Origin of the sequence: Amycolatopsis aidingensis, from assembly GCF_018885265.1 — a bacterium.
GTDB classification, from domain to species: domain Bacteria; phylum Actinomycetota; class Actinomycetes; order Mycobacteriales; family Pseudonocardiaceae; genus Amycolatopsis; species Amycolatopsis aidingensis.
Genome location: NZ_CP076538.1, coordinates 2,937,452 through 2,959,606, shown reverse-complemented (window position 1 = coordinate 2,959,606; position 22,155 = coordinate 2,937,452). Strand labels below are relative to the sequence as shown.

The 22,155-nt window shown below is 71.8% G+C and carries 28 protein-coding genes and 1 pseudogene; 9 read left to right on the top strand and 20 right to left on the bottom strand.

Annotated features, from left to right (window positions below; translation table 11 throughout):
• Nucleotides 1–24 precede the first annotated feature (24 nt).
• Together KOI47_RS13970 and pyrR are read right to left on the bottom strand one after the other, a co-directional pair.
• A pseudogene (locus KOI47_RS13970) lies at nt 25–956 on the bottom strand (aspartate carbamoyltransferase catalytic subunit).
• Nucleotides 953–1,555 carry a bifunctional pyr operon transcriptional regulator/uracil phosphoribosyltransferase PyrR gene (pyrR, locus tag KOI47_RS13965; RefSeq protein WP_216216391.1) on the bottom strand — a complete coding sequence of 201 codons (603 nt, stop codon included), beginning with the start codon at nt 1,553–1,555 and terminating at the stop codon, nt 953–955. Before pyrR ends, KOI47_RS13970 begins: the two are co-directional and overlap by 4 nt.
• Nucleotides 1,556–1,812: 257 nt before the next feature.
• Between pyrR and bldD the strand changes: the two genes are divergently transcribed.
• Nucleotides 1,813–2,301: a transcriptional regulator BldD gene (gene bldD / locus KOI47_RS13960; RefSeq protein ID WP_003096372.1), complete on the top strand. Its 489-nt coding sequence runs from the start codon at nt 1,813–1,815 to the stop codon at nt 2,299–2,301.
• Between the two features lie 74 nt (nt 2,302–2,375).
• Here bldD and nusB read toward each other — a convergent pair whose 3' ends face one another.
• Genes nusB through KOI47_RS13945 form a run of 3 tightly spaced genes read right to left on the bottom strand, consistent with a single transcriptional unit; the run spans nt 2,376 to nt 4,537 of the window.
• Complete coding sequence (nusB, locus tag KOI47_RS13955; protein WP_216216390.1) at nt 2,376–2,828, bottom strand: transcription antitermination factor NusB; 453 nt, start codon at nt 2,826–2,828, stop codon at nt 2,376–2,378.
• A 7-nt stretch (nt 2,829–2,835) separates the two neighbouring features.
• Nucleotides 2,836–3,399: an elongation factor P gene (efp, locus tag KOI47_RS13950; protein WP_216216389.1), complete on the bottom strand. Its 564-nt coding sequence runs from the start codon at nt 3,397–3,399 to the stop codon at nt 2,836–2,838.
• Nucleotides 3,400–3,430: 31 nt separating this feature from the next.
• Nucleotides 3,431–4,537 carry a M24 family metallopeptidase gene (locus tag KOI47_RS13945; RefSeq protein ID WP_216216388.1) on the bottom strand — a complete coding sequence of 369 codons (1,107 nt, stop codon included), beginning with the start codon at nt 4,535–4,537 and terminating at the stop codon, nt 3,431–3,433.
• Between the two features lie 79 nt (nt 4,538–4,616).
• Here KOI47_RS13945 and KOI47_RS13940 point away from each other — a divergent pair, with 79 nt between their 5' ends.
• Complete coding sequence (locus tag KOI47_RS13940) at nt 4,617–5,060, top strand: B-4DMT family transporter (protein WP_216216387.1); 444 nt, start codon at nt 4,617–4,619, stop codon at nt 5,058–5,060.
• Here KOI47_RS13940 and KOI47_RS13935 read toward each other — a convergent pair.
• From KOI47_RS13935 to KOI47_RS13890, 10 genes are all read right to left on the bottom strand, one after another.
• On the bottom strand, nt 5,030–6,550 hold the full coding sequence (locus KOI47_RS13935; protein ID WP_216216386.1) for a glycoside hydrolase family protein: 1,521 nt from the start codon (nt 6,548–6,550) through the stop codon (nt 5,030–5,032). The genes KOI47_RS13940 and KOI47_RS13935 overlap by 31 nt on opposite strands.
• A gap of 117 nt (nt 6,551–6,667) precedes the next feature.
• A complete protein-coding gene (locus KOI47_RS13930) occupies nt 6,668–7,570 on the bottom strand; it encodes a GNAT family N-acetyltransferase (protein WP_216216385.1) in 903 nt (300 codons plus the stop codon).
• Complete coding sequence (gene aroQ / locus KOI47_RS13925) at nt 7,567–8,007, bottom strand: type II 3-dehydroquinate dehydratase (RefSeq protein ID WP_216216384.1); 441 nt, start codon at nt 8,005–8,007, stop codon at nt 7,567–7,569. The genes KOI47_RS13930 and aroQ overlap by 4 nt, the downstream gene beginning before the upstream one ends.
• The gene (aroB, locus tag KOI47_RS13920; protein ID WP_216216383.1) at nt 8,004–9,113 is read right to left on the bottom strand and encodes a 3-dehydroquinate synthase; all 1,110 of its coding nucleotides are present in this window, start codon (nt 9,111–9,113) and stop codon (nt 8,004–8,006) included. Before aroB ends, aroQ begins: the two co-directional genes overlap by 4 nt.
• A 15-nt stretch (nt 9,114–9,128) precedes the next feature.
• On the bottom strand, nt 9,129–9,680 hold the full coding sequence (locus tag KOI47_RS13915) for a shikimate kinase (RefSeq protein ID WP_216217297.1): 552 nt from the start codon (nt 9,678–9,680) through the stop codon (nt 9,129–9,131).
• Nucleotides 9,677–10,864 (bottom strand): chorismate synthase, encoded by a 1,188-nt coding sequence (gene aroC / locus KOI47_RS13910; protein ID WP_216216382.1) that lies wholly within the window; start codon nt 10,862–10,864, stop codon nt 9,677–9,679. Before aroC ends, KOI47_RS13915 begins: the two co-directional genes overlap by 4 nt.
• Nucleotides 10,865–10,903: 39 nt before the next feature.
• Nucleotides 10,904–11,575, bottom strand: a complete 672-nt coding sequence (locus KOI47_RS13905) for a prepilin peptidase (RefSeq protein ID WP_232376727.1) — start codon at nt 11,573–11,575, stop codon at nt 10,904–10,906.
• Between the two features lie 105 nt (nt 11,576–11,680).
• A complete protein-coding gene (locus tag KOI47_RS13900) occupies nt 11,681–12,340 on the bottom strand; it encodes an anti-sigma factor family protein (protein WP_216216381.1) in 660 nt (219 codons plus the stop codon).
• Nucleotides 12,337–12,846, bottom strand: a complete 510-nt coding sequence (locus KOI47_RS13895) for a sigma-70 family RNA polymerase sigma factor (RefSeq protein ID WP_269756704.1) — start codon at nt 12,844–12,846, stop codon at nt 12,337–12,339. The genes KOI47_RS13900 and KOI47_RS13895 overlap by 4 nt, the downstream gene beginning before the upstream one ends.
• The gene (locus KOI47_RS13890; protein WP_216216379.1) at nt 12,843–13,217 is read right to left on the bottom strand and encodes a hypothetical protein; all 375 of its coding nucleotides are present in this window, start codon (nt 13,215–13,217) and stop codon (nt 12,843–12,845) included. Before KOI47_RS13890 ends, KOI47_RS13895 begins: the two co-directional genes overlap by 4 nt.
• Nucleotides 13,218–13,346: 129 nt before the next feature.
• On the opposite strand from KOI47_RS13890, the gene KOI47_RS13885 reads away from it, so the two are divergent.
• Nucleotides 13,347–13,823, top strand: a complete 477-nt coding sequence (locus tag KOI47_RS13885) for a Rieske (2Fe-2S) protein (protein WP_216216378.1) — start codon at nt 13,347–13,349, stop codon at nt 13,821–13,823.
• A gap of 14 nt (nt 13,824–13,837) precedes the next feature.
• Here KOI47_RS13885 and KOI47_RS13880 read toward each other — a convergent pair whose 3' ends face one another.
• Nucleotides 13,838–14,290, bottom strand: coding sequence for a PTS sugar transporter subunit IIA (locus KOI47_RS13880; protein ID WP_216216377.1), 453 nt, complete (start codon nt 14,288–14,290; stop codon nt 13,838–13,840).
• The gene (locus KOI47_RS13875; protein WP_216216376.1) at nt 14,287–14,523 is read right to left on the bottom strand and encodes a glucose PTS transporter subunit EIIB; all 237 of its coding nucleotides are present in this window, start codon (nt 14,521–14,523) and stop codon (nt 14,287–14,289) included. The genes KOI47_RS13880 and KOI47_RS13875 overlap by 4 nt, the downstream gene beginning before the upstream one ends.
• A gap of 218 nt (nt 14,524–14,741) precedes the next feature.
• Between KOI47_RS13875 and KOI47_RS13870 the strand changes: the two genes are divergently transcribed.
• The 3 genes from KOI47_RS13870 to KOI47_RS13860 are packed head-to-tail and all read left to right on the top strand — an operon-like array spanning nt 14,742 to nt 17,103.
• The gene (locus KOI47_RS13870) at nt 14,742–15,527 is read left to right on the top strand and encodes a GntR family transcriptional regulator (protein ID WP_216216375.1); all 786 of its coding nucleotides are present in this window, start codon (nt 14,742–14,744) and stop codon (nt 15,525–15,527) included.
• Nucleotides 15,524–16,810 (top strand): PTS transporter subunit EIIC, encoded by a 1,287-nt coding sequence (locus KOI47_RS13865; protein WP_216216374.1) that lies wholly within the window; start codon nt 15,524–15,526, stop codon nt 16,808–16,810. Before KOI47_RS13870 ends, KOI47_RS13865 begins: the two co-directional genes overlap by 4 nt.
• A 26-nt stretch (nt 16,811–16,836) precedes the next feature.
• Nucleotides 16,837–17,103, top strand: coding sequence for an HPr family phosphocarrier protein (locus KOI47_RS13860; protein ID WP_216216373.1), 267 nt, complete (start codon nt 16,837–16,839; stop codon nt 17,101–17,103).
• A 72-nt stretch (nt 17,104–17,175) separates the two neighbouring features.
• Here KOI47_RS13860 and KOI47_RS13855 read toward each other — a convergent pair whose 3' ends face one another.
• Both KOI47_RS13855 and KOI47_RS13850 read right to left on the bottom strand, forming a co-directional pair.
• Nucleotides 17,176–17,676: a polyadenylate-specific 3'-exoribonuclease AS gene (locus KOI47_RS13855; protein ID WP_216216372.1), complete on the bottom strand. Its 501-nt coding sequence runs from the start codon at nt 17,674–17,676 to the stop codon at nt 17,176–17,178.
• Nucleotides 17,677–17,713: 37 nt separating this feature from the next.
• Entirely contained in the window at nt 17,714–18,478 is a 765-nt protein-coding gene (locus KOI47_RS13850) for a lysophospholipid acyltransferase family protein (RefSeq protein ID WP_216216371.1), read from the bottom strand.
• A gap of 222 nt (nt 18,479–18,700) precedes the next feature.
• On the opposite strand from KOI47_RS13850, the gene KOI47_RS13845 reads away from it, so the two are divergent.
• The 3 genes from KOI47_RS13845 to KOI47_RS13835 all read left to right on the top strand — a co-directional run bounded on the left by KOI47_RS13845 (nt 18,701) and on the right by KOI47_RS13835 (nt 21,284).
• A complete protein-coding gene (locus KOI47_RS13845) occupies nt 18,701–19,495 on the top strand; it encodes an alpha/beta hydrolase (RefSeq protein WP_216216370.1) in 795 nt (264 codons plus the stop codon).
• Nucleotides 19,496–19,571: 76 nt separating this feature from the next.
• Nucleotides 19,572–20,114, top strand: a complete 543-nt coding sequence (locus KOI47_RS13840) for a hypothetical protein (RefSeq protein ID WP_216216369.1) — start codon at nt 19,572–19,574, stop codon at nt 20,112–20,114.
• Nucleotides 20,115–20,135: 21 nt separating this feature from the next.
• Nucleotides 20,136–21,284 carry a glutamate--cysteine ligase gene (locus KOI47_RS13835; RefSeq protein WP_216216368.1) on the top strand — a complete coding sequence of 383 codons (1,149 nt, stop codon included), beginning with the start codon at nt 20,136–20,138 and terminating at the stop codon, nt 21,282–21,284.
• Here the strand turns inward: KOI47_RS13835 and KOI47_RS13830 are convergent.
• Nucleotides 21,278–22,144 carry an NUDIX domain-containing protein gene (locus tag KOI47_RS13830; RefSeq protein ID WP_216216367.1) on the bottom strand — a complete coding sequence of 289 codons (867 nt, stop codon included), beginning with the start codon at nt 22,142–22,144 and terminating at the stop codon, nt 21,278–21,280. The two genes, KOI47_RS13835 and KOI47_RS13830, sit on opposite strands and share 7 nt — an antisense overlap.
• Nucleotides 22,145–22,155 lie beyond the last annotated feature (11 nt).

Below are 22,155 nucleotides of genomic sequence, written 5' to 3'. Positions count from 1 at the left end.
TGTTGGACGTCCCGAAAGTGGCGTTCACGCGGCCTCTCCCTCTCCGGCCAGCAGGTGGTACAGCACGGCCATCCGGACGTGCACGCCGTTGCGGACCTGTTCGGTGATCGCGGACTGGGGCGCGTCCGCCACGGCGGGCGCGATCTCCATCCCGCGCAGCATCGGGCCGGGGTGCAGTACCACGGCATGCTCGGGCAGCAGCCGCAGCCGCGCCTCGTTCAGCCCGTAGGCGATGGAGTACTCCCGCGCCGAGGGGAAGAACCCACCGTGCATGCGCTCGGCCTGCACCCGCAGCATCATCACCGCGTCCAGCGCGGGCAGCTCGGCGTCCAGCTGGTGCGTGACGGTGACCGGAAGGGACTCCACGCCGGGTGGCAGCAGGGTCGGCGGGGCGATCAGCACCACCTCGGCGCCCAGCGTGGCCAGCAGGTGCACGTTCGACCGGGCGACCCGGCTGTGCAGCACGTCGCCGACGATGCCGATCCGGCGCCCGGCCAGCTCGCCGAGCCGCTCCCGCAGGGTGGCGGCGTCCAGCAGGGCCTGGGTCGGGTGCTCATGCGTGCCGTCCCCGCGTTGACCACGCCCGTGGGCGTGTCGGCCAGCCAGCCAGCCAGCCGGTGGGCCGCGCCCGAGGCGGGGTGCCGGATGATCACGCAGTCCGCACCGGCCGCGGACAGGGTCAGCGCGGTGTCGCGCAGCGACTCGCCCTTGCCGACCGAGGACGCGCCAGCCGAGACATTGATCACGTCGGCGCTCATCCATTTGCCCGCGATCTCGAAGGACACCCTGGTGCGGGTGGAGTTCTCGTAGAACATCGTGATCACGGTCCGCCCGCGCAGCGTGGGCAGCTTACGCACCTCGCGGCCGAGCAGGGTCCGTTTGAGCTCGTCGGCGGTGTCCAGCACCGCGGTGGCCTGCTCGGCCGCCAGCCCATCCGTGGCGAGCAGGTGCTTCACCGTTCCTCCTCCGCGCCGTTCTCGCTGGTCCGCAGCAGCACCGCGTCCCGCCCATCCACTTCGGACAGGAGTACGGCGATGTCCTCGGCGCGCGAGGTGGGCACGTTCTTGCCCACGTAGTCGGCGCGGATCGGCAGCTCCCGGTGGCCACGGTCGACCAGCACGGCGAGCTGCACCGCGCGCGGGCGGCCGTGATCGCGCAGGGCGTCCAGGGCGGCGCGGATGGTCCGTCCGGAGTAGAGCACGTCATCCACCAGCACAACCACGCGCTCGTCGAGCCCGGACTCCGGCAGCTGGGTCTGCTCGAGCGGCCGGGTGGGCCTGCGCCGCAGGTCGTCCCGGTAGAGCGTGACGTCGATCGCACCGGCAGGGACCTCGACCCCGGAGAACTCGGTGACCCGCTCGGCGAGCCGGTGGGCCAGCGGCGCTCCCCTGGTCGGGATGCCGAGTAACACGGGCGGAGCCGCGGGGGCTGCACCCAAAGCCGTCTTCTCGATGACCTGATGGGCCATTCGAGCGATGGTGCGCGCGACGTCTCCGGCCGAGAGCAGCTCCCGCTCAGCGGCCGATTCCGCCGCGCCACGTGGACGTGGCGCCACGGTGGACCTCCTTCCCCGCCTCGCCGGACGGGTCCTTAAAGGACGTCGATCCCCCCGTTGATCTGGGGATCGAACTGACAGTAGCAGGGCACCCGCCTCAGCCTTCCGGGTGGTGCGGACGTGCCGGGGACCACCTCAGACAATGATCTGCTTGACCTGGTGACGACAACGAGTAACCATTACTCTGAGTATTCGACTCAAGGAGTGCCCGTTCGGTCCGTCCGATCGAACGGGGCGAGGAAACGGAGAACCACCAGATGGGCGATTACGCCAAGGCGCTCGGGGCCAAGCTCCGCGGGATCCGCCAGCAGCAGGGCTTGTCCCTGCACGGAGTCGAACAGAAGTCCGGTGGGCGCTGGAAGGCGGTCGTCGTCGGCTCCTACGAACGTGGTGATCGCGCGGTGACCGTGCAGAAGCTGGCCGAGCTGGCCGACTTCTACGGGGTGCCCGTCGTCGAGTTGCTGCCCGAGGGACGGGTGCCGTCCGGAGCCGAACCGGCCACCAAGATCGTCATCAACCTGGAGCGGCTCCAGCAACTGCCCGCCGAGAAGGTCGGTCCGCTCGCCCGGTATGCCGCGACGATCCAGAGCCAGCGCGGCGACTACAACGGCAAGGTGCTCTCGATCCGCACCGAGGACCTGCGCTCGCTGGCGATCATCTACGACATGACGCCGGGCGAACTCACCGAACAACTGATCGACTGGGGTGTGCTCCCGCCGGAGGCCCGGCCTTCGAAGGAGGACTGAGCCGCACCGGGCCGGCTGCTGGGGATTCGTCGGCGACTTCTCGTCCTGCGGGGAAGCCGCCGACGAATCCCGGGTTACAGCACGGCCCGCAACCGCTCGGCGATGCTGCCGATCCGGCCGAGCACGCCGTTGACGAAGCGCGGCGAGTCGTCGGTGGAGAGCTCCTTGGCGATCCCGACCGCCTCGTCGATCGCCACCGGATCCGGCACGTCGGCCGCCCACAGCAGCTCGTACACGCCGACCCGCAGCACTGCGAGGTCCACCACCGGCATGCGGTCCAGGGTCCAGCCCTGCGCGTGCTCCTCGAGCAGCTCGTCGATCCGCTCCCGCCGCGCGGTCACGCCTTCGACCAGTGTGATCGTGTAGTCGCTGACCACCTCGACCTCGGTGCAGCCGACCCGCTCGGACAGCAGGGTGACCGCGTCGGCGGACCGTTGCGCGGCCTCGTACAGGATCTCCACGGCACGCCTGCGTGCGGCGCGCCTGCCGGTGCCGCCACCGCGGACAGGTGTTCGCCCGGAACTCACCGGGGCCTCAGCCGGACACACGGCCGAGATACCGACCGTCTCGGGTGTCGACCTTGACCTTCTCGCCGGTGGTGACGAACAGCGGAACCTGGACCTCGGCCCCGGTCTCCAGCTGGGCCGGTTTGGTCCCGCCGGTGGACCGGTCCCCCTGGATGCCGGGGTCGGTGTGCTCGATGACCAGCTCCACCGAGGCGGGCAGCTCCACGTAGAGCGGCACACCGTCGTGGGTGGCGACGGTGGCGGTGGAGTTCTCCAGCATGTACTTGGCCGCGACGCCGACCGTCTCGCCGGGAACGGTGATCTGGTCGAAAGTGTCACCGTCCATGAAGATGTAGTCGGAGCCGTCCTGGTACAGGTAGGTCATCTCCCGCCGGTCCACGTTCGCGGTGTCAACCTTGGTGCCTGCGTTGAACGTCTTGTCCACGACCTTCCCGGACAGGACGTTCTTCAGCGTCGTGCGCACGAAGGCACCGCCCTTGCCCGGCTTCACGTGCTGGAAGTTCACGACGGACCACAGCTGGCCGTCGAGGTTGAGGACCATGCCGTTCTTCAGGTCGTTGGTGGTGGCCACGGGTGTGTGCTCTCCTGCTGTCGGGCGCGGTCTAGACGACCACGAGTTCTTTGGTGCTCAGGGTGAGGATCTCGGGAGTACCGTCCCGCACGACGAGCGTGTCCTCGATGCGCACGCCACCGCGGCCAGCGAGATATACGCCAGGCTCGACGGTGACCGCCATACCGGCGGATAGTGTACCGGCGCCCGTGGCCGCCAGGCTGGGCGCCTCGTGCACCTGCAGTCCCACGCCGTGCCCGAGGCCGTGCGCGAACTCCTCGCCGTGCCCCGCCTCGGTGATCACATCCCGGACCGTCTTGTCCACCTCGGACACCTCCGCGCCCGGCCGGGCGGCCGCGCACCCGGTGGCCTGTGCCGCCCGCACCAGCTCGTACAGCTCCCGCTGCCAGGCTGCGGGCTCGCCCAGCACAAAGGTTCTGGTCATATCCGAGTGGTAGCCGTGGACCACCGCCCCGAAGTCCAGTTTCACGAGATCACCCGCGGCCAGCGCGGTTCCGGTCGGCCGGTGGTGCGGGATGGCCGAATGGGCCCCGGCGGCCACGATGGAGGGGAAGGCGGTGCCGGCGGATCCGTGGTCCAGCATCCGGTTCTCCAGGTCCCGTGCGACCTCGGCCTCGGTCCGGCCCGGCCGCAGCCCGCCAGCCGCGACCAGGTCCGCCAGCGCCCGGTCGGCGACGGCGCAGGCCTCGCGCAGCCAAGCCACCTCCTGCTCGTCCTTGACCATCCGCAGCCGCTCGGTGAGCCCGGGGGCGCGGGTCAGCTCGACCCCTTGGGCCAGGCCGGCCAGGGTGTCGAAGGAGTCCACGCTGACGTGCTGGCTTTCGAACCCGGTGCGCCGGTAGCGCGCGGGCTGTTCCCCGGCCCGGGTGGCCAGGGCGGCCGCGCTGGACCGCTGCAGCACGTGCTCGAGGTCGGGAACCTCGGCCTCGGCCTGGGTGGCATACCGCCCGTCGGTACAGAACACCGTCGCGGCCTCGTCCGCGCCGTCCTCGGCGTGCAGCAGCAACGCCGCGTTGGATCCGGTGAACCCGGTCAGGTAACGGATGTTCACCAGGTCGGTGACCAGGAGGGCGTTCAGGTCGGCTTCGGTCAGCAGGGCGCGCAGGGCGGCGCGGCGATGAGCGTGAGTTTCCGGCACCCCGCCAGCTTAGTGTCGCCGGGGTGAGTGCCCGGGGGAATGGTCCCGCGCGGGACCGGGGCGCGGTTACAGTGGGCGGATGCGGTCCTGGATTGTTCGCGGACTCGGTATGGCCGTGCTGCACGCCGCCGCCGCGGTCGCGCTCGCCAAGGTCACGGTGTACCAGCCGACCGACCTGACGGTGCTCACCGTCGTGGTGCTGGCCCTGCTGGTCGGCGCCGCGGCACTGTGGAGTGCCATCGACGCCTGGCTGGGCCTGGACGACCGCGGCCGGGTCTGGTTCATCGCCGCGCTGGTGTCCGGCCCGGTCGCCGGCCTGTTCACCGTGATCGGCAAGAGCCTGCTGGTGGACCAGACCGGGCTGAGCGCGCTGGGCAGCGCACTCACCGGCGGCGCCGCGTTCACCGCGCTGCTGGTGCTGGTACCCGCGGGCCTGGGGCTGTTCGTGGGCACGCGGATCGGCGGCCAGGGCCGTTCGGAGGAGGACTCCGGTCAGTTCTCCAGCGCCGAGCCCGCCGGGTAGGCATCCCACGCGCGGTCGGTGATCGGCCGCACCGCGGAGTCGTTCAGCTCGGCGGCCTGCCGGGAACGGATCGGCCACAACCTGCCGTCGTCCAGTACCAGCCCCATCCCGGACTCCGGCGCGTTCACCGCCTCGGCTCCCGGGCGCAGCCGGGCGGTGACCGGGATCCCGTCCAGCTGCGGCAGCCTGCGGTCGAGCACCCGGTCGGCCAGCGCGGTGGCCACCGAGCGACGGTCCACCCGGACCACGGTGCCGTCGGTGACCAGGTCCATGGTGCGTACCGGCGAGGGCATCGCGGTGCCCTCCAGCACGGCCAGTGCCTGCTCCGGTTCCGCGCAGGCCGGCACCCCGTGCACATCCAGGCCGAAATGCCGCAGGTTGGTCGGGGCGTCGGCGCCCCCGATCGTGGTGGCGCGCACGACGTCGAAGGGCACCCGGCCACAGGGGTCGGTCACCGAGGCCGGCGCGTGGCCGTCCGGCCTGCGCACCAGGCCCGGCCCTTCCTTCCACGGGCCGGGGATCAGCACCGGCTGGTACGGGTTGGCGGTGAACTCCCGGTCCCAGAAGGTGATCGTGGTGCCCGCCTCGGTCTCGTGCGCGATGGCGAAGGCGGACAGCGCGTCCACCCACATCAGGTCGGCGCTGAACGCGTCGACCAGGGAACGGGTGCGCGGGCTCTCGGTGTCGCCGACCGGCGTGAAGCCCTCGGCGCCCAGCGCCTCGACGCCGCTGCCGAAGGCCGGGTCCCTGGATCGCAGCACGAACTGCCCGGCGCCGTTCCAGCCCGCGGCCGCGCCGGTGGTGTCGGTGAACATCAGGTAGAACCAGCCGTCCAGGTGGACGGCGGCCGGCTGGCCCGCGCCGTAGATGTTGTCCCGGCGCTGGTCGTGCGCGGGCCGCAGGATCGGCCCCGGCGCGGCGCGGGTGAAGTTGATCCCGTCGTGGCTCACCGCGAGGCCGATCGAGTTACCGAGCGCGTGGTCCCCCGCCGCCCCGGTGTAGTACAGGTAGTAGGTGCCGCCGACCCGCAGCACCGAGGGGTCACAGGTGTGCACCCCGTCGAACCCGCCGGGGCTGCCGGACAGCACTGCCTTCGGCGCGCCGCCTGCCGGCCCGGTGAACGGCCCGCTGGCGCCGGGCGCCTCGGCGTAGAGGATGTCGTCGCCGGGCGGCGGGGCGCTGCCGTACTGGCTGCACCACCACATCCGGACCCGGCCGCCGTCGAGCATCACCGAGGGGCCGTAGTTGTAGACCGCGTCGGCGGCGCCCGCGGCCACCACGCTGTCGCTCTGCCGGAGGTCGTCCACCTCGAGCGGAACGTCCCGTGGCGGGGGCGGCCGCTCGGCCCCGCCCGCGATCGGCTGGTCCCCGCCGTCGGCCCGGGGCAGCGCGTTGCCGGTGGTACAGCCCGCGAGCAACCCCGCGGCCAGGAGCAGGGCCGCGGCCACCGCGCTGGTACGACGGCTGGTACGACACCGGGCTGTAGGCATGCCGACCGTGGACCTCCATCCGCTCCCCCTCGCGCTCGACAGCGCCGAGGCCGCCGTCCAGTCTACGGGTGACCTCACCCGTCCTGATGACCACGTACGGGTGGGGCGGGGCGGGATTCAGTTACCGGTCGCGACCAATTCGACCTCGTAGCCGTCCTGGTTCTCCAGGTACGCGGCGTAGTGGTCGGGGCCGCCGGCATGCGGGTAACGCTCGGCGAACAGGGGCCGCCAACCGTGCCCTGCCGCCTGCGCCACGAGCTCGTCCAGCCGCCGCTGGGAGGGCACGTGCAGGGCGAGGTGGTTCAGCCCTGGCCGGCACCGGTCGTGGATCTCGGCCGAGAGTGCCGGAGACTGCTCCACCACCAGGTAGCAGCCGCCGGACCGCCAGCTCGTGCCCGCGCTCCACCGCTGGTACTCCCACCAGCTCAGCGCGCCGAGCAGCCAGCCGAAGGAGGCCCTTGCGCGTTCCAGGTCGGGAACCCACAGCTCGATGTGATGCACCCCGGTGGCGGGACGGGCCGAGACCACGTAGACCCGGTGCGGGCCGCCGTAATGCCGGCCGCCGCCCACGTCCTGGAAGCCGAGCCGCTCGGCCAGCTTCCGGCTGGCCAGGTTGTCCTCGTGCACCAGGGCCCATACGGCGGGCAGGCCGAGGGTGCCAAGGCCGTGCTCCAGCAGCAGGGCCGTGGCCTCGGTGGCCAGCCCCCTGCCGCCGTGGGCGCGGTCGAGGAACCAGCCGATCTCGGCACCCTCGGTGGGCAGTTCACTGGAGGGGCGCAGATGCGCGAGGCCGACCACGGTGCCGTCGAACTCGATCACCCAGTGCCCGGTGCCCTCCGGCCCCTGGTGGTCCAGCCGCCGCCGGACCATCTCCCGCGCCCGCACCGGGTCGGAGAGGTCGGCCTCGAGGAAGCGGCTCGTCTCCGGATCGGCGAACACCCGCAGTACCGCCCGGGTGTCGGCCCGCCGCAGGCCGCGCAGCCGGACCCGGCTGCCGCACAGCACGGGAAGGCCGGTCATCCCCGGTTGTCGGCGAGCCAGCGCAGGGCGAGCAGGTAGCCGTCCACGCCGAGGCCGACGATCACCCCGCTTGCGATCTCGGACAGCACGCTGTGCTGCCGGAACGGCTCCCGCTTGTGCACGTTGGAGATGTGCACCTCGATCAGCGGCGCGGCCAGCTGGGCCGCCGCGTCCCGCACCGCGATGGAGTAGTGGGTCCAGGCCGCCGCGTTCAGCACCACCGGCAGGTCCGCGTCGGCAGCCTCGTGCAGCCAGCCGACCAGCTCGCCCTCATGGTCTGTCTGCCGCACCTCGACCTCCAGGCCGAGCTGGGAGCCCGCCTCGGTGCACCGTTGGGCCAGCTGCTGGTAGGTGGTCGAGCCGTAGACCCCTGGTTCCCTGGTGCCGAGCCGCCCCAGGTTCGGCCCGTTCAGCACCAGCACCTTCCTGGCGGTCACAGCAGCACCCCTCCCCCGTTGCCTGCGGGCTCGGCGGCGATCGCGGAGTAGGCCGCGGCCAGCAGGGAGGGATCAGGGCCCTCCAGCCTGCCGGGCTTGGCGAGCCCGTCCAGCACCACGAAGCGCAGCGTGCCGGAGCGGGTCTTCTTGTCCCCGCGCATTCCCTCCAGCAGTTGCGGAAGCGCGTCGGCGTCGTAGCGGGTCGGCAGGCCGAGGGCCCGCAGCACCGTGCCGTGCCGGTCGGCGGTGGCGTCGTCCAGCCTGCCCGCCAGCCGGGCCAGCTCGGCGGCGAAGACCAGCCCGATGCTCACCGCGGCACCGTGCCGCCACCGGTAGCGCTCCCGGCGCTCGATGGCGTGCCCGAGGGTGTGCCCGTAGTTCAGGAACTCGCGCATCCCGGATTCCCGCAGGTCGGCGGCCACCACATCGGCCTTGACCTGGATGGAGCGCCGGACCAGCTCACCGAGCAGCTCGCCCTCGCTGTCCAGCGCCCCGGCCGGGTCCCGCTCGATCAGTTCCAGGATGCCTGGGTCGGCGATGAAACCGGCCTTGACCACCTCGGCCATACCGGCGACCAGCTCGTTCGGCGGCAGGGTTTCCAGGGTGGCCAGGTCGGCCAGCACCAGGGAGGGCTCGTGGAAGACCCCGACCAGGTTCTTGCCTGCCTCGGTGTTGATGCCGGTCTTCCCGCCGACCGCGGCGTCCACCATGCCCAGCAACGTGGTCGGCACGTTGACCAGGCGCACCCCGCGCATCCAGGTGGCCGCCACGAACCCGGCCAGGTCGGTCACCGCCCCGCCACCGATGCCGACCACGGCACCCCGCCGGTCCAGCCCGATCCGGCCGAGGACCTCCCAGCAGAACCCGGCCACGGACAGCGCCTTGCCCTCCTCGGCGTCCGGGATCTCCACCCGGTGCGCGTCCAGCCCGGCCTCGGCCAGTTCGGCGCGGATCGCCTCGGCCGTGGTGGTGAGGGTGGGCGGGTGGATCAGGGCCACGCTGGAGGTATCCCGCAGCGCCTCGGTCAGTTCCCCGAGCAGGCCACGGCCGATCAGGACGTCGTAAGGCCGCTCCGTCCTGACCGGGACGCGAACCGGGTCGGTCATGGTTGTCAACAACTCCTAGGTCTGTGCGGTGTCCGGGCACTCCGGCCCGGCCGATGGTTCCGCCGCGCCGAGCGATTCCAGCACGGCCTCGGCGACCTCCCCTGGGGTGCGGTCGTCGGTGCCGATCTCCAGGGTGGCGACCTCACGGTAGATCGGCAGCCGCTCGTCCAGCAGCGCCTTGTAGGTCGCCCGCGGGTTCACCCCGGTCAGCAACGGTCGCGCGGTGGACATCCCGGTGCGGCGCACCCCCTCGGACATGCCCACGCCGAGGAACACCACCGTATGCGCGGCCAGCAGCCGCCGGGTCTGTTCGGCCAGCACCGCGCCGCCGCCGAGGGCGAGGACGCCCTCGTGCTCGGCCAGTGCGGTGGCGATGGCCGCGCGTTCCAGTTCCCGGAAGGCCGGTTCGCCGTCGGTGGTGAAGATCTCCGAGATCGTCCGGCCGGCGCGGGCCTCCACCGCGTCGTCACTGTCCAGGAAGCCGGTGCCGAGCCGCTGCGCCAGCAGCCTGCCCACGGTGGATTTGCCCGAGCCCGGTGGCCCGACCAGGACCGCGCGCGGCCTCACCATCGCTGCTCCAGCTCGCGCAGGTAGGCCTCGGCGTTGCGCTTGCTCTCCGCCAGCGAGTCCCCGCCGAACTTCTCCAGCGCCGCATCGGCGAGCACCAGCGCCACCACGGACTCCAGTACCACCCCGGCCCTCGGCACCGCGCACACGTCCGAGCGCTGGTGGATCGCGACCGCGGGCTCACCGGTGGCGACGTCCACTGTGGACAGCGCACGGGGCACGGTGGAGATCGGTTTCATCGCCACCCGCACCCGCACCGGTTCCCCGTTGGTGATGCCGCCCTCCAGGCCCCCAGCCCGGTTCGACCGCCTGCTCACCCCGGTGACCCCGGAGCCGGGGTCGATCTCGTCGTGCGCCCCGCTGCCCCACCGGCGTGCGGTGGTGAAGCCGTCGCCGACCTCGACACCCTTCATGGCCTGCACGCCCATCAGCGCCCCGGCCAGCCGGGCGTCCAGCCTGCGGTCCCAGTGCACAGGGGACCCCAGCCCCGGCGGCAGCCCGTAGGTGATCACCTCGATCACCCCGCCCACGGTGTCGCCCGCCTTCCGCACGGCGTCCACCTCGGCCACCATGGCCTCGGTCGCGGCCTCGCCGAAGGCCCGCACCGGGCTCTCGTCCACCGCGGCCAGGTCCTCGGGCCGCGGCAGCGGACCCTCCGGGGCCTGCGCACCGCCGATGGACACCACGTGGCTGACCACCTCGGCCCCCAGCAGCTGCCGCAGGTACGCCCGTGCCACCGTGCCCAGCGCAGTCCGCGAGGCGGTCTCCCTGGCGCTGGCGCGCTCCAGCACCGGGCGTGCCTCGTCGAACCCGTACTTCTGCATACCGGCCAGGTCGGCGTGCCCTGGCCGGGGCCGGGTCAGCGGCTCGTTGCGGGCCAGGCCATCGAGCTCGGCCGGATCCACCGGATCGGCGGCCATGACCTTTTCCCACTTGGGCCACTCGGCGTTCTCGATCTGCACCGCGACCGGCCCACCCTGGGTAAGGCCGTGTCGTACCCCGCCCACGAACTCGACGCGGTCGGTCTCGAAGCCCATCCGGGGACTGCGGCCGAAGCCGAGCCGCCGCCGTGCGAGCTGCTCGCCCAGGTCGGCGGTGGTGACTTCCACCCCGGCCACCATGCCCTCGAGTATGGCCGCGAGAGCGGGGCCATGCGATTCACCAGCGGTCATCCAGCGCAACACAGGGACGATCCTGTCACGAGTCGCCAGTGCGCGACTCAACTACCCATAAGCCACCTCCCATCCGGTTCCCGGGAACACGGCGACCAGCCAGGTGGCCGCGAGCAGCCCGGGGCCATGCGGCACGCCGTGCCGCCGCGCACCCGCCCGCCGCAGCCTGGCCACGACCGCCGCGACGACCGTCGCCATCGCCGCCGCCACCGCGGCAAGGCAGGCGGCCAGCACCAGCACCGCCCAGCCACCCACACCCAGCACGGCACCGAGGCTGCCGGCGAGTTTCACGTCCCCGGCCCCCAGTGCCGCGGGTGCGGCGAGATGCACCAGCAGATGCGCCCCGCCGAACACCAGCGCGCCGAGCAACGCCCCGGTGACCGGTGCCGTACCGGGCGCGGCCACGGCGGCGATGCCAAGCGCCAGCCCGACGGCCGGGTACAGCGGCAGGGTCAGCACATTCGGCAACCGCCGGTGCGCGAGATCCGCCAGCGCGAGCGGAACCCCGAACCCGGTGAGGACCAGCGGTACCGGTAGCCACCAGCCCGGCCAGGCCTGTCCCCACCACCGCGCGGCGACCACGGCGGTGAGCAGTGCCGTGCCCAGCGCGCAGCTCGCCGCCGGCACGGCCGCGGGTGGCCGCGCCCTGCCGAGCAGCCACCGGCCGGTCAGGCCGGCGCCCGCTCCGGCCACGGCGAGGAAGAGCGTGAGCACCAGTTCCACACCATCAGCATCGAACAGGCGAGCGAACCAGGGCAAGGAGCGGTAGGAATGAACGGTCCGTTCACGCCCTGCCGGGTGCCGGGCGGCCCCGAGGACGTGCGTTCGCTACGGCCGCATCCGCAGCAACGGCTTGCCCTCCGGGGTACGAATCTCCAGCGCCGCGATATCCGGCTCCCGCAGCTTGGTGCCCACCGAGATGCGCACGGTGTCCTCGGCGACAGCGTGCCAGCTGGCCAGCTCGGTGCGGCTGCCGTCCCGCCGCACCGCCACCAGCGTGTAGTCCCCGCCGTCGCCTGCCCGGTAGGTGCAGGACATCTCCACCCTGCTGCCCCACTCCAGGCCGGTGAGCCGGGCCGTGGCCTCCACCGGCACCGCGTACCGGGCGACCGGGGTCATGGCCACCCCGGCCGGTTCGGCCGCGGGAGCGGGCAGCAACAGGGCGGCGAGGACCGCGGCCGCCGCGGCGGCCCCTGCCACCGCGGCGGCCACCGTGCCCGCCAGCCTGCGCCTGCGCGCCCGCCGCACCCTGCCGGTGAGCGCGGGCAGCAGGTGCGCGGGCGGCGGCTCGGCAGGCACCGGCTCGGTGCGCGCCTGCGCGAGCAGGCCGGGCATACCGGCCAGTTCGCGTACCGAGCGGGCGCAGTCGGCGCAGCCCCGCAGGTGCTGTTCGAAGGCGAACCGGTCCTCCGGGGAGAGGGCGCCAAGCAGGTAGGCGGCGTCGAACTCGCGGAACGGGTCAGCGCCGGCCGGATCGTGCCCGGTCACGGGGTCACCCCCTTCTCCTCCATGATCAGCCGCAGTGCCCGCAGGGCGTAGTGCGTGCGGGACTTGACCGTCCCCTCGGCGACGCCGAGGCGCAGCGCGGCGTCGGCCACCGAAAGGCCGTGGAAGTAGCACAGCATCAGCACCTCGCGGTGCCGGGCAGACAGCTCACCGAGAGCCTCGGCGACCAGCCAGCCCTGCACGGCCCGCTCGGTCCCGTCCGGTTCGGCGAGCTCGGGCGGGGCGTCTGTGGGCACCTCCGAGCGCGCGGCCGCCGAGCGCCAGCCGTCGATGGCGATGCGCCGGGCCACGGTGAACAACCAGGCCCGGGCCGAGCCCTGGGACTGGTCCAGCACCCGCGGGTGCCGCCAGGCCCGCAGCAGCGTCTCCTGCACCACGTCCTCGGCCCGCGCCCGGTCACCGCCGGTGAGGTGCAGGGCGTAGGACCACAGCGCGGCAGCGTGATCGTCGTGCAACGCACGCATCAGCTGCTCCTCGACCCCGGTCACCGGGCGCCGCGTTCCCTGGCCATTACCAGCAGCCAGCTGCCGCCACCGAGGACGCACACCACCTCCGCCAGCGCGGCCAGCAGCTGCGGGGTGCCGGTCCATACCCCCTGCATGCCGAACAGGCCCACCGTCACCGAGAGCAGGAAGGCGCCGAGCGTGACCGCACCGAAGCCGGCCGCGGCGAGCGCGGGCAGCCAGTGCCGCCAGCAGGCCACCCCGATCGCGATCACCACCCCGGCGACCACGTTCACCAGGAACAACGGGCCGATGGTCTCGATGTCGCGGTAACCAAGCAGCCACAGGTCGAGGTGCACCCAGGCCGACCCCAGCAAACCCAGCACGATCAGCCCGCGCAGCACCACCACGCCCATGCCCCGCTCCGCTCTGTCGGCGTTCCGGCGACTCTCCCCCAGACACGAGCCGGGCGCCCGGTGGGTTCAGCTCGCGCCCGAATCCGCACGATCGTGAACCTCGGGCGCGGGCGCGCCGTGTCCATGGGCATGACTGCCGAACTGCATACCCGCCGCACAGCACTCACCGTCGGAGCGGCCACCGCGGGCGCCGTCGCCGGCACGGTCGCGCTCACCGCATGCGGCTCCACCGGCTCCGGTGCCGACCAGCCGCAGGAGCAGGTCGGCACCGGTGCGGAGACCGGAACGGAGCCGGGGAGCACCCCGGGTGGCGGCAGTCAGCCGCTGGCCGCGCTCGAGGACATCGGGGTGGGCGAGGCCAAGGCCGTCACGATGAACGGCGAGGACGTCATCGTGTCCCGGCCGACCGGTACCACCGCCGCCGCGTTCAGCGCGGTCTGCACGCACCAGGGGTGCCAGGTCCAGCCGGATGGGGCCGAGCTGCGCTGCCCGTGTCACGGTTCGGTATTCGACGCCCGGACCGGCGAGGTGCGCAACGGCCCGGCGAGTGAGCCACTGCCCAAGGTGAATGTCCGCGTGCAGAACGGCCAGATCCTGCCCGCCTGAGCGCCCGCAGGCTCTCAGGACCAGGTGAAGAGGGGGTCGCCCGCCGCGACGGTGGCCCCGGGGGTGAGCCCGCTCAGCAGGTCGGCGGTGGCGTCCAGGGCCACCACCGGCACCATCGGGGAGTAACCGGCGGCGCTGACGGCCTCCGGGTCCCAGCTGACGATCGGCTGGCCCGCCCGCACCGACTCGCCCTTGACCACGTGCAGGGTGAACCCTTCGCCCTTCTGTTTCACCGTGTCGATCCCCAGGTGCACCAGCACCCCGCGACCGTCCTCGGCCGTCACGACGAAGGCGTGCGGGTGCAGGGTCGCCACGGTCCCGGCCACCGGCGCCACCGCGTCGGCGCGGCCACCGCTCGGCCGCACGGCGATGCCGGGGCCGACCATGGCCTCGGCGAACACCGGGTCGGGTACCTCCGTCATCGGCGCGGTCACGCCGGACACCGGGCTCTGTACGGAAAGTGTCACATCAAGTCCTGGATATCGCTCGCGATGGTGTCCGCCTCGGGGCCGACGATGACCTGGATGACCGACCCCGCCTTCATCACCCCGTGCGCGCCCGCCTTCTTCAGCGCGGCCTCGTCGACCAGGGACCCGTCCTCCAGCTCGCACCGCAGCCGGGTGATGCAACCCTCGATGTCGATGACGTTGTCGGCGCCACCGAGTGCCGCGAGAATCTGCTCCGGCCTTTCGTCCGCCACAGCGGCCTCCTTGCTCTGTAGGTAATCGCCTCAACGGCAGCGTCCCGCCACCGGACGGCGGGATCACCGCCGCATCGAACACGAACTCGTAACGGTGGTTGACACCCGTCGCGCAGCGGAGCATTCTGCCCCATCAGCGAATGGTCTAGACCGGAACGTACCAATGTTCCGGTCCGGACGCGAGCGCACGTCGGATCAACGGGGAACGGAGGTGCCGGATGGATCCTACGACCGGTGCTTCCGTGGATCGCGTGGTGGAAGGGCCCACGCCGAAGCACGCGCAACTCAGGGAGATCCTGCGCCGCAGCGTCGAGCGCGAGCTGCCACCGGGTTCTCCCATCCCTTCCGAACGGGAGCTGGCCGAGCGCTATGACGTCTCCAGGCTCACGGTCCGCTCCGCGATCGGCAAGCTCGTCGAGGAAGGGCTGCTGTCCAGGGTGCGCGGTAAGGGCACCTTCACCGCCAGCAGGCGGATGGAGCTGCAGCTCTACCTGATGTCGTTCACCGACGACATGCGCCGCCGAGGGCTTTCCCCGACCACCGAGGTCGTCGGCACGACCATGGAGGTACCCCCGGGCCCGACGGCGACCGCACTGCGGCTGGACGAGGGTGAGGCCGCGTACCGGCTGCGCAGACTGCGCAGGGCCGACGGCGTGCCGTTGGCCGTGGAGCGCGGCTGGTACCACCCGGCACGGGTGCCCGGCCTGTTCGATCTCGACCTCACCGGGTCGCTGTACGCCCATCTGGCAGCCACGTACGACATCCGGCTCGATCACGCCTGGCAGACCGTCTGGGCGGAGTCGGCGGACAAGGAAACAGCGTCGCTGCTCGGGATCCGTACCGGCAGCCCGCTGCTGGTCTTCCGGAGGGTCTCCAGCGTGCGCGGGGAACCGGTGGAAGACATGACGTCCTGGTACCGGGGAGATCACTACCAGCTGACCATGCAATTGGACCGGAGTACCCCGGACTCCGGTCACCTTGCGAAACATGGAGGTACCCGATGAGTACTACCTCGGAATCGGGGGCGAAGGGGCAACGCAAGGGGATGGCCGGGCTACAACGCTTCGGCCGCAGCCTCATGCTGCCCATCGCCACCCTGCCGGCCGCGGCACTGCTGCTGCGGTTCGGCCAAGCCGACATGCTGGGCGAGGACGGGCTCGGCTGGAACAAGATCGCCGAGGTGCTCGCCGCGGCAGGCGGCGGCATCTTCAACTTCCTGCCGCTGCTGTTCGCGGTCGGTATCGCGGTCGGCTTCGCCCGCAAGGGCGACGGCTCCACCGGCGTGGCCGCGGTTATCGGCTGGGTCGTGTTCAACCACGTGGTACAGGTCTTCGCCCCGATCAGCGAGCTGGAGGGCTTCGAGGAGGGCCCTGGCTGGTGGCTGAACCCCCTCAAGTGGCCCTACAGCGTGCTGGGCGGCATCGTGGTCGGCCTGGTCACCGCCGTGCTGTGGCAGCGGTTCCACCGCATCAAGCTGCCGCCGTACCTGGCGTTCTTCGGCGGCCGCCGGTTCGTGCCGATCATCAACTCGGTCGCGCTGCTGCTCATCGGTGTGGTCTTCGGGCTGATCTTCCCGGTGATCGATGCCGGCATGCAGAACATCGGCGAGGCTGTCACCGGTGCCCCGGTCGTGGGTGGCGGCATCTACGGCATGCTGAACCGGCTGCTCATCCCGGTCGGCCTGCACCAGCTGCTGAACGTCCCGGTGTGGTTCATCTTCGACGGCGGCGACATCAACAACTTCTTCGACGGTGACCCGAACGCAGGCACCTTCATGACCGGGTTCTTCCCGATCTTCATGTTCGCCCTGCCCGCGGCGGCGCTGGCGATCTACCACACCTCGCGGCCGAGCCAAAGGAAGGTCGTCGGCGGCATCATGTTCTCGGCGGCGCTGACCGCGTTCCTCACCGGCGTCACCGAGCCGCTGGAGTTCGCGTTCATGTTCGTGGCCTTCCCGCTGTACATCCTGCACGCGGTGCTCACCGGGCTCTCTCTTGCCCTGGTCAACGCGCTGGACATCCACCTCGGCTTCGGCTTCTCCGCGGGTGCGATCGACTTCCTGCTGAACATGCGGGCCGAGGCGGCGAGCAACGTGTGGATACTGATCCCGATCGGCCTGGTCTACGCGGTGATCTACTACTTCCTCTTCCGGTTCGTGATCACCAAGTGGAACCTGCGTACCCCGGGCCGGGAGGACGACGAGGAGATCGTCGCAGCGGAGACCCCCGAGGACCCCGCGTCGGCGAGCACCACGAGCAAGAAGGACGACGCGGCGCCGCGGGCTTGACCGCACGGATACGGAAAGGATGATCAATGGTCGAGAGACGGGTCACGGTCGCCAGCAAGGTCGGCCTGCACGCCCGGCCAGCCGCACTGGTCGCCAAGGCCGCCGCGGAGCAGCAGGTGCAGGTCACCATCGCCAAGGACGGTCAGGACGCGGTGGCCGCGGGCAGCGTGCTCAACCTGATGACGCTGGCCGCCGGGCACGGTGACGAGGTCCTGATCAGCGCGGAGGGCGAAGGGGCCCAGGCCGCCGTGGACGCGGTGGCCGACCTCGTGGCCAGCGATCTCGACGGCTAACCGCACAGTTTGCTGTGAGTGGCCCGTTTCCCTGCGAAATTCGCAGGGAAACGGGCCACTCACAGCAGTGGGTCAGCCGGGGAGGCCGCGGGAGCGGCGGACCTCCTCGATGATCCGCCAGCGTTCGAGGTTGTGCCGGGCGTCGGCGAGCGCGTCGTGGGCGTCCTCGGGCGCGGCGGGCAGCTTCGGCTTGCCGACGTCCTCCCAGCGCTGCCGCAGGTCCCTGGTGAACCGCGGCAGCTGGCGCGGCAACGCGGGCATCGGGCCCCACAGCTGGGCGAGCGCGACGTGGTCGTATGCGGCGAACCACGCCCACAGCTCAATCCCGCCGGGCGGCTTGCCGAAGAACTCCAGCAGGTCGGCCCGGATCCGCCCGCGGCTGCGCCAGGCCGGGTCACCCGGCGAGGGCAGCTTCGGCAGCACGTTCTCCCGCACCCATGGCCCGGCCTTGTCCGGGTCGAAGTCGGTGGACACGGCGTAGAACTCGCGCCCGCTGGCGGATACGACACCGATCGAAACCAGGTCGATGGTCACGCCGTCCTCGATGAACTCGGTGTCGTAGAAGAATCGCACCGGGGCACCCTAATAGGTGCCATGAGGTCCGTTCGGTCTAGCCCGCCTTGGTCTCCGGCAGCCTGCTGGCCTCCCGGCCCGAGCTGACCTGGGCCGGTACGGCCGGGCGCACCCCACCAGCCTCGGCCTCCGCCAGCTCCTTGGCCCTTGCCGCGTAGATGTCCACGTACTCCTGGCCGGACAGCTCCATCAGGGCGTACATGATCTCGTCGGTGATCGACCGTTCGACGAAGCGGTCCCCGGACAGCCCCTCGTAGCGGGAGAAGTCCAGCGGCTTGCCGAACCGGACCTCGAGCCTGCGCGGCCACCACATCTTCGACCCGATCGGGTTCACCTTGTCGGTGCCGATCACCACCACCGGCACGACCACCCCACCGGACTCCAGCGCGATCCGGGCGACCCCGGTCTTGCCCTTGTACAGCCTGCCGTCCGGGGAGCGAGTGCCCTCGGGGTAGATGCCCAGCAGGTGCCCCGCACGGACCAGCCGGATCGCGGTGTCCAGCGCGGCCTGCGCGGCTGAGCCACCGGAGCGGTCGATCGGGAACTGGCCGACGCCGAGGAAGAACCACTTCTTCAGCCTGCCCTTGATCCCCTTCTCGGTGAAGTACTCCTGCTTGGCAGGGAAGGTGACCTTGCGCTTGACATAGAGCGGCATGAAGAAGGAGTCGGCCACCGCGATGTGGTTCCCGGCGAGGATGGCACCGCCCGAGGCCGGAACGTTCTCCAGGCCGACGACCTTCGTCGGCCACAGGAGCCGGAGCAGCGGCCCGAGCAGCACATACTTCATCAGCCAGTACAGCACCGCGCCATGTCCTCCTCGCTGCGGATCCCGGGCAAGACCACTCCAGTAATCCAGCCTACGAACCGCCAGCGTACGCGCACAACGGCGGATACCCGGTTGCGTCGGGGCAGCGACACATGTCACATGGTCGGTAGCCCCGTTCCGCTCCGGCGACGGACCCGCCGGAGTGTCCGGTCGTGCGACCATGGCGGGTGGCAGAGTTCAACCGGAGGACGATGGCGGATGCCTGTGCTCGCCGGCGCGGAACCGTTCGCGCACACCGGCTCGACCGAGGCCGGGGTCCTGCTGTGTCACGGCTTCACCGGCACGCCCGCGAGCATGCGGCCGTGGGGCGCCTACCTCGCCGGGGCCGGGCTGACCGTCCGCGGCCCCCGGCTGCCAGGGCACGGCACCAGCTGGCGCGAGATGAACCGCACCCGGTGGACCGACTGGTACGGCTGCGTGCGCGCCGAGCTGCTCGACCTGCGCGAACGGTGCGACTCGGTGTTCGTGTTCGGCCTGTCCATGGGCGGCACGCTGACCCTGCGGCTTGCCCAGGAGTTCGGCTCCGAGATCACCGGGATCGCACTGGTCAATCCCTCGGTGACCACCCTGCGCAAGGACGTGAGGCTGCTCCCGCTGCTGGCCGGGGTGCTGCCCTCGGTTGCAGGGGTGGCCGGGGACATCGCCAAGCCCGGGGTGGTCGAGCTCGCCTACGACCGGGTGCCGGTGCGCGCGGCTGCGAGCCTGAGCAAACTGTGGCGGGTGGTCCGGCGGGACCTGCACCTGGTGACCCAGCCGCTGCTGTTGCTGCACTCGGTCGTTGACCATGTGGTGGAACCGGTCAATTCGCGCATCGTCGCCGAGCAGGTGCGCAGCACGGAACTCACCGAGGTCGTACTGCGCGACAGCTTCCATGTAGCGACCCTGGACAACGACGCCCCGCTGATCTTCGAGCGCAGCCTCGATTTCATCAGGGCACACGGGCCGCTGGGGTCGGGGGGCCGAGGAGCGCAGGAAGAAGGAGCCGAGGCATGAGCTCCGGAGGCGACGCCGAGCGAGCATCGCAGGTCCGGCCCACGGGCCGAGGAGCGCAGGGAGAAGGAGCCGAGGCATGAGCAGGGTGGGCGGCAGCGACGGCCCGGAGGACGTGGACGCCACGTTCGCCGAGATCGTCGCCGACCTGCGTGCGCAAGGGGTCGGCGACGGGCTGGACAAGGGCGGAAAGGACACCAAGAACACCAAGGACACCGAAGACACCGGCCAAAGCAAGGACGGTGCGGAGAAGAGCACCCCGCAGCCGCCGCCGCGGCCGGTCTCGGACTGGCGCAGCAGCGACACCGAGTGGGACGCCACCATGCTCGACGGTCCCCAGCCCGGCCAGGGCGGCACCGCCGGGACCGAGGACGAGGACGAGCACTACGTCCCACCGGAACCGCCACCACTGCCGAAACCGCGCAAGGGCGCCATCGTGGTGCTGCTGTTCTTCGTGGTCGCGCTGGTGCTACTGATCGCGCCCGGCCTGGTCGGGCTGTCCAGCTCGGTCGGCACCCCGCTGGGGCTGCTCGGGCTCGCCGCCGCGATCGCGCTGCTCCTGCTGCGGGTCAAGCAGGGCCCGCCGGACGGCGCCGACCCGAGTACCGGCGCGCAGGTGTGACCCGCGGTCCCGGGGTGCGCCATGCGGATCGAATTCCACCCCTCCCGCCGATCGACCGTCGGCGCGGAATGGGAACTCGCCCTGATCGAGGCGCACACCGGCGAGCTGGCCTCGGCGGCCGAGCGGATCGTCGCCGCTGTCTGCCCCGATGGCAGCCCGGCGCACCCGAAGATCAAGCACGAACTGCTGCTGAACACCGTGGAGGTGACCACCGGCATCTGCGCCACGGTCGGCGAGGCGCGCGCGGATCTCGCCGAGTCGCTCCAGCTGGTCCGCTCGGTCACCGACCCGCTGGGGATCGAGCTGTTCTCCGCAGGCGCCCACCCCTTCTCCAGCTGGACCCGGCAGAAGGTGACGAACAAGGAGCGCTACGCCAAGCTGATCGACCGCACCCAGTGGTGGGGCAGGCAGATGCTGATCTACGGCGTACACGTGCACGTCGGCATCGACCACCGGGGCAAGGTGCTGCCGATCCTGGACGCGCTGCTGAACTACGCACCGCATCTGCAGGCGCTGTCGGCCTCCTCGCCCTACTGGGCCGGTGAGGACACCGGGTACGCCTCGAACCGGGCGCTGATGTTCCAGCAGCTGCCGACCGCGGGCCTGCCGTTCCAGTTCCGGCACTGGGCCGAGCTGGAAAGCTACGTCGCGGACATGTTCGTCACCGGGGTGATCGACCACTTCTCCGAGATCCGCTGGGACATCCGGCCTGCCCCGCACTTCGGCACGATCGAGAACCGGGTGTGCGACGGGCTGCCGACGCTGGCCGAGGTGGCCGCGGTCACCGCGCTCACCCAGTGCCTGGTGGAGGACCTCAGCACCCGGCTGGACGCGGGCGAGCGGCTGCCCACCCTGCCGCCGTGGCACGTCCAGGAGAACAAGTGGCGGGCGGCGCGGTACGGGATGGACGCCGTCGTGATCACCGACGCGGCCGGCAACGAGCGGCTGGTCACCGAGGACCTCGCCGACCTGCTGGAACGGCTGGAGCCGGTGGCCAAGCAGCTAGACTGCGTGGCCGAGCTGCGCGGGGTGGACGGGATCCTGGAGCGGGGCGCCAGCTACCAGCGGCAGCGGGCGGTGGCCCTGGCCAACGGCGGGGACCTGGGCGCAGTGGTGGACGCGCTGGTCGCCGAGCTGCGGGCAGGCGCACCCGCCGACCCCGGCTACTGATCCAGCAGGGCGAGCAGGGTGCGCGGGCCGAGCACGGCGGCGCCCTCGGCCTGCGCCCTTGCCCGCAGCTGCCGGTCCGCGGTCACCACCACGACGTGGTCCCGCGGCCGGTCGGCCAGGGCCGCGCGGGCGGTGTCCACCACGGCCTGGTCGCCGTCCCGCTCGGCGGCGACCACCTCCACCCGTCCGTCCGGCGGGGTGTCCCTGGCGCGGCCCTCCACCACCAGCAGCACCCGCGGCCACCAGGACCACTCCCCCTCGGCCGGCAGGCTGAGTTCGCCACCGCGCACCCCGGCCAGGCCGCCGAGCCGGTCGCGCAGCCGGGCCGCCGCGGCGGCCCGGTCCCGCCACCAGCCATCCGGCCGCGAGCCGATCACGTTGGCCGCGTCCACCACCAGCACCAGCTCGCGCTCCAGCTGCGTGCGCAGCTGCGGCCAGGCGGCGGCGAAGTCCCGGTGCAACGGGAGCCGGTCCACCTGCCCGGCAGGCACCCAGCGCAGTTCGGCACTCTCCCTGCTGATCGCCCGCGGCCGGACCGGGCCCTCGGCGGTGGCCAGCACGGTGGTGTAGCTCCAGGTGCCGTGATCCTCCAGCGAGGCTGCCAGCACCCGCACCGCTCCGGCCGCGACGGCGGCCTCCTCCTCCGCTTCCCTGGTGGCCGCCTGTGCCGCGCTCTCCCCTGGCCGCACCGCACCCCCTGGCAGGGCCCAGGTGCGGCCATGGTGGGTCCACCAGGCCCTGCGCTGCAACAGCACGCCGCGCTCGGGATCGGACAGCAGCAGCCCGGCGGCGCCGTGCCGCCCCCAGTGCCGGTGGCCGCACGCGCACTTCACGAAACCTTCGCCGTCGCCGAGCAGCATTCGGCCAGGGT

Coding starts and splice junctions, on each gene's coding strand:
- bldD (WP_003096372.1), top strand. CDS start 1,813: ATGGGCGATTACGCCAAGGCGCTCGGGGCCAAGCTCCGCGGGATCCGC.
- KOI47_RS13940 (WP_216216387.1), top strand. CDS start 4,617: ATGCGGTCCTGGATTGTTCGCGGACTCGGTATGGCCGTGCTGCACGCC.
- KOI47_RS13935 (WP_216216386.1), bottom strand. CDS start 6,550: ATGCCTACAGCCCGGTGTCGTACCAGCCGTCGTACCAGCGCGGTGGCC.
- KOI47_RS13930 (WP_216216385.1), bottom strand. CDS start 7,570: ATGACCGGCCTTCCCGTGCTGTGCGGCAGCCGGGTCCGGCTGCGCGGC.
- aroB (WP_216216383.1), bottom strand. CDS start 9,113: ATGACCGACCCGGTTCGCGTCCCGGTCAGGACGGAGCGGCCTTACGAC.
- KOI47_RS13890 (WP_216216379.1), bottom strand. CDS start 13,217: ATGGGCGTGGTGGTGCTGCGCGGGCTGATCGTGCTGGGTTTGCTGGGG.
- KOI47_RS13885 (WP_216216378.1), top strand. CDS start 13,347: ATGACTGCCGAACTGCATACCCGCCGCACAGCACTCACCGTCGGAGCG.
- KOI47_RS13870 (WP_216216375.1), top strand. CDS start 14,742: ATGGATCCTACGACCGGTGCTTCCGTGGATCGCGTGGTGGAAGGGCCC.
- KOI47_RS13865 (WP_216216374.1), top strand. CDS start 15,524: ATGAGTACTACCTCGGAATCGGGGGCGAAGGGGCAACGCAAGGGGATG.
- KOI47_RS13860 (WP_216216373.1), top strand. CDS start 16,837: ATGGTCGAGAGACGGGTCACGGTCGCCAGCAAGGTCGGCCTGCACGCC.
- KOI47_RS13845 (WP_216216370.1), top strand. CDS start 18,701: ATGCCTGTGCTCGCCGGCGCGGAACCGTTCGCGCACACCGGCTCGACC.
- KOI47_RS13840 (WP_216216369.1), top strand. CDS start 19,572: ATGAGCAGGGTGGGCGGCAGCGACGGCCCGGAGGACGTGGACGCCACG.
- KOI47_RS13835 (WP_216216368.1), top strand. CDS start 20,136: ATGCGGATCGAATTCCACCCCTCCCGCCGATCGACCGTCGGCGCGGAA.
- KOI47_RS13830 (WP_216216367.1), bottom strand. CDS start 22,144: ATGCTGCTCGGCGACGGCGAAGGTTTCGTGAAGTGCGCGTGCGGCCAC.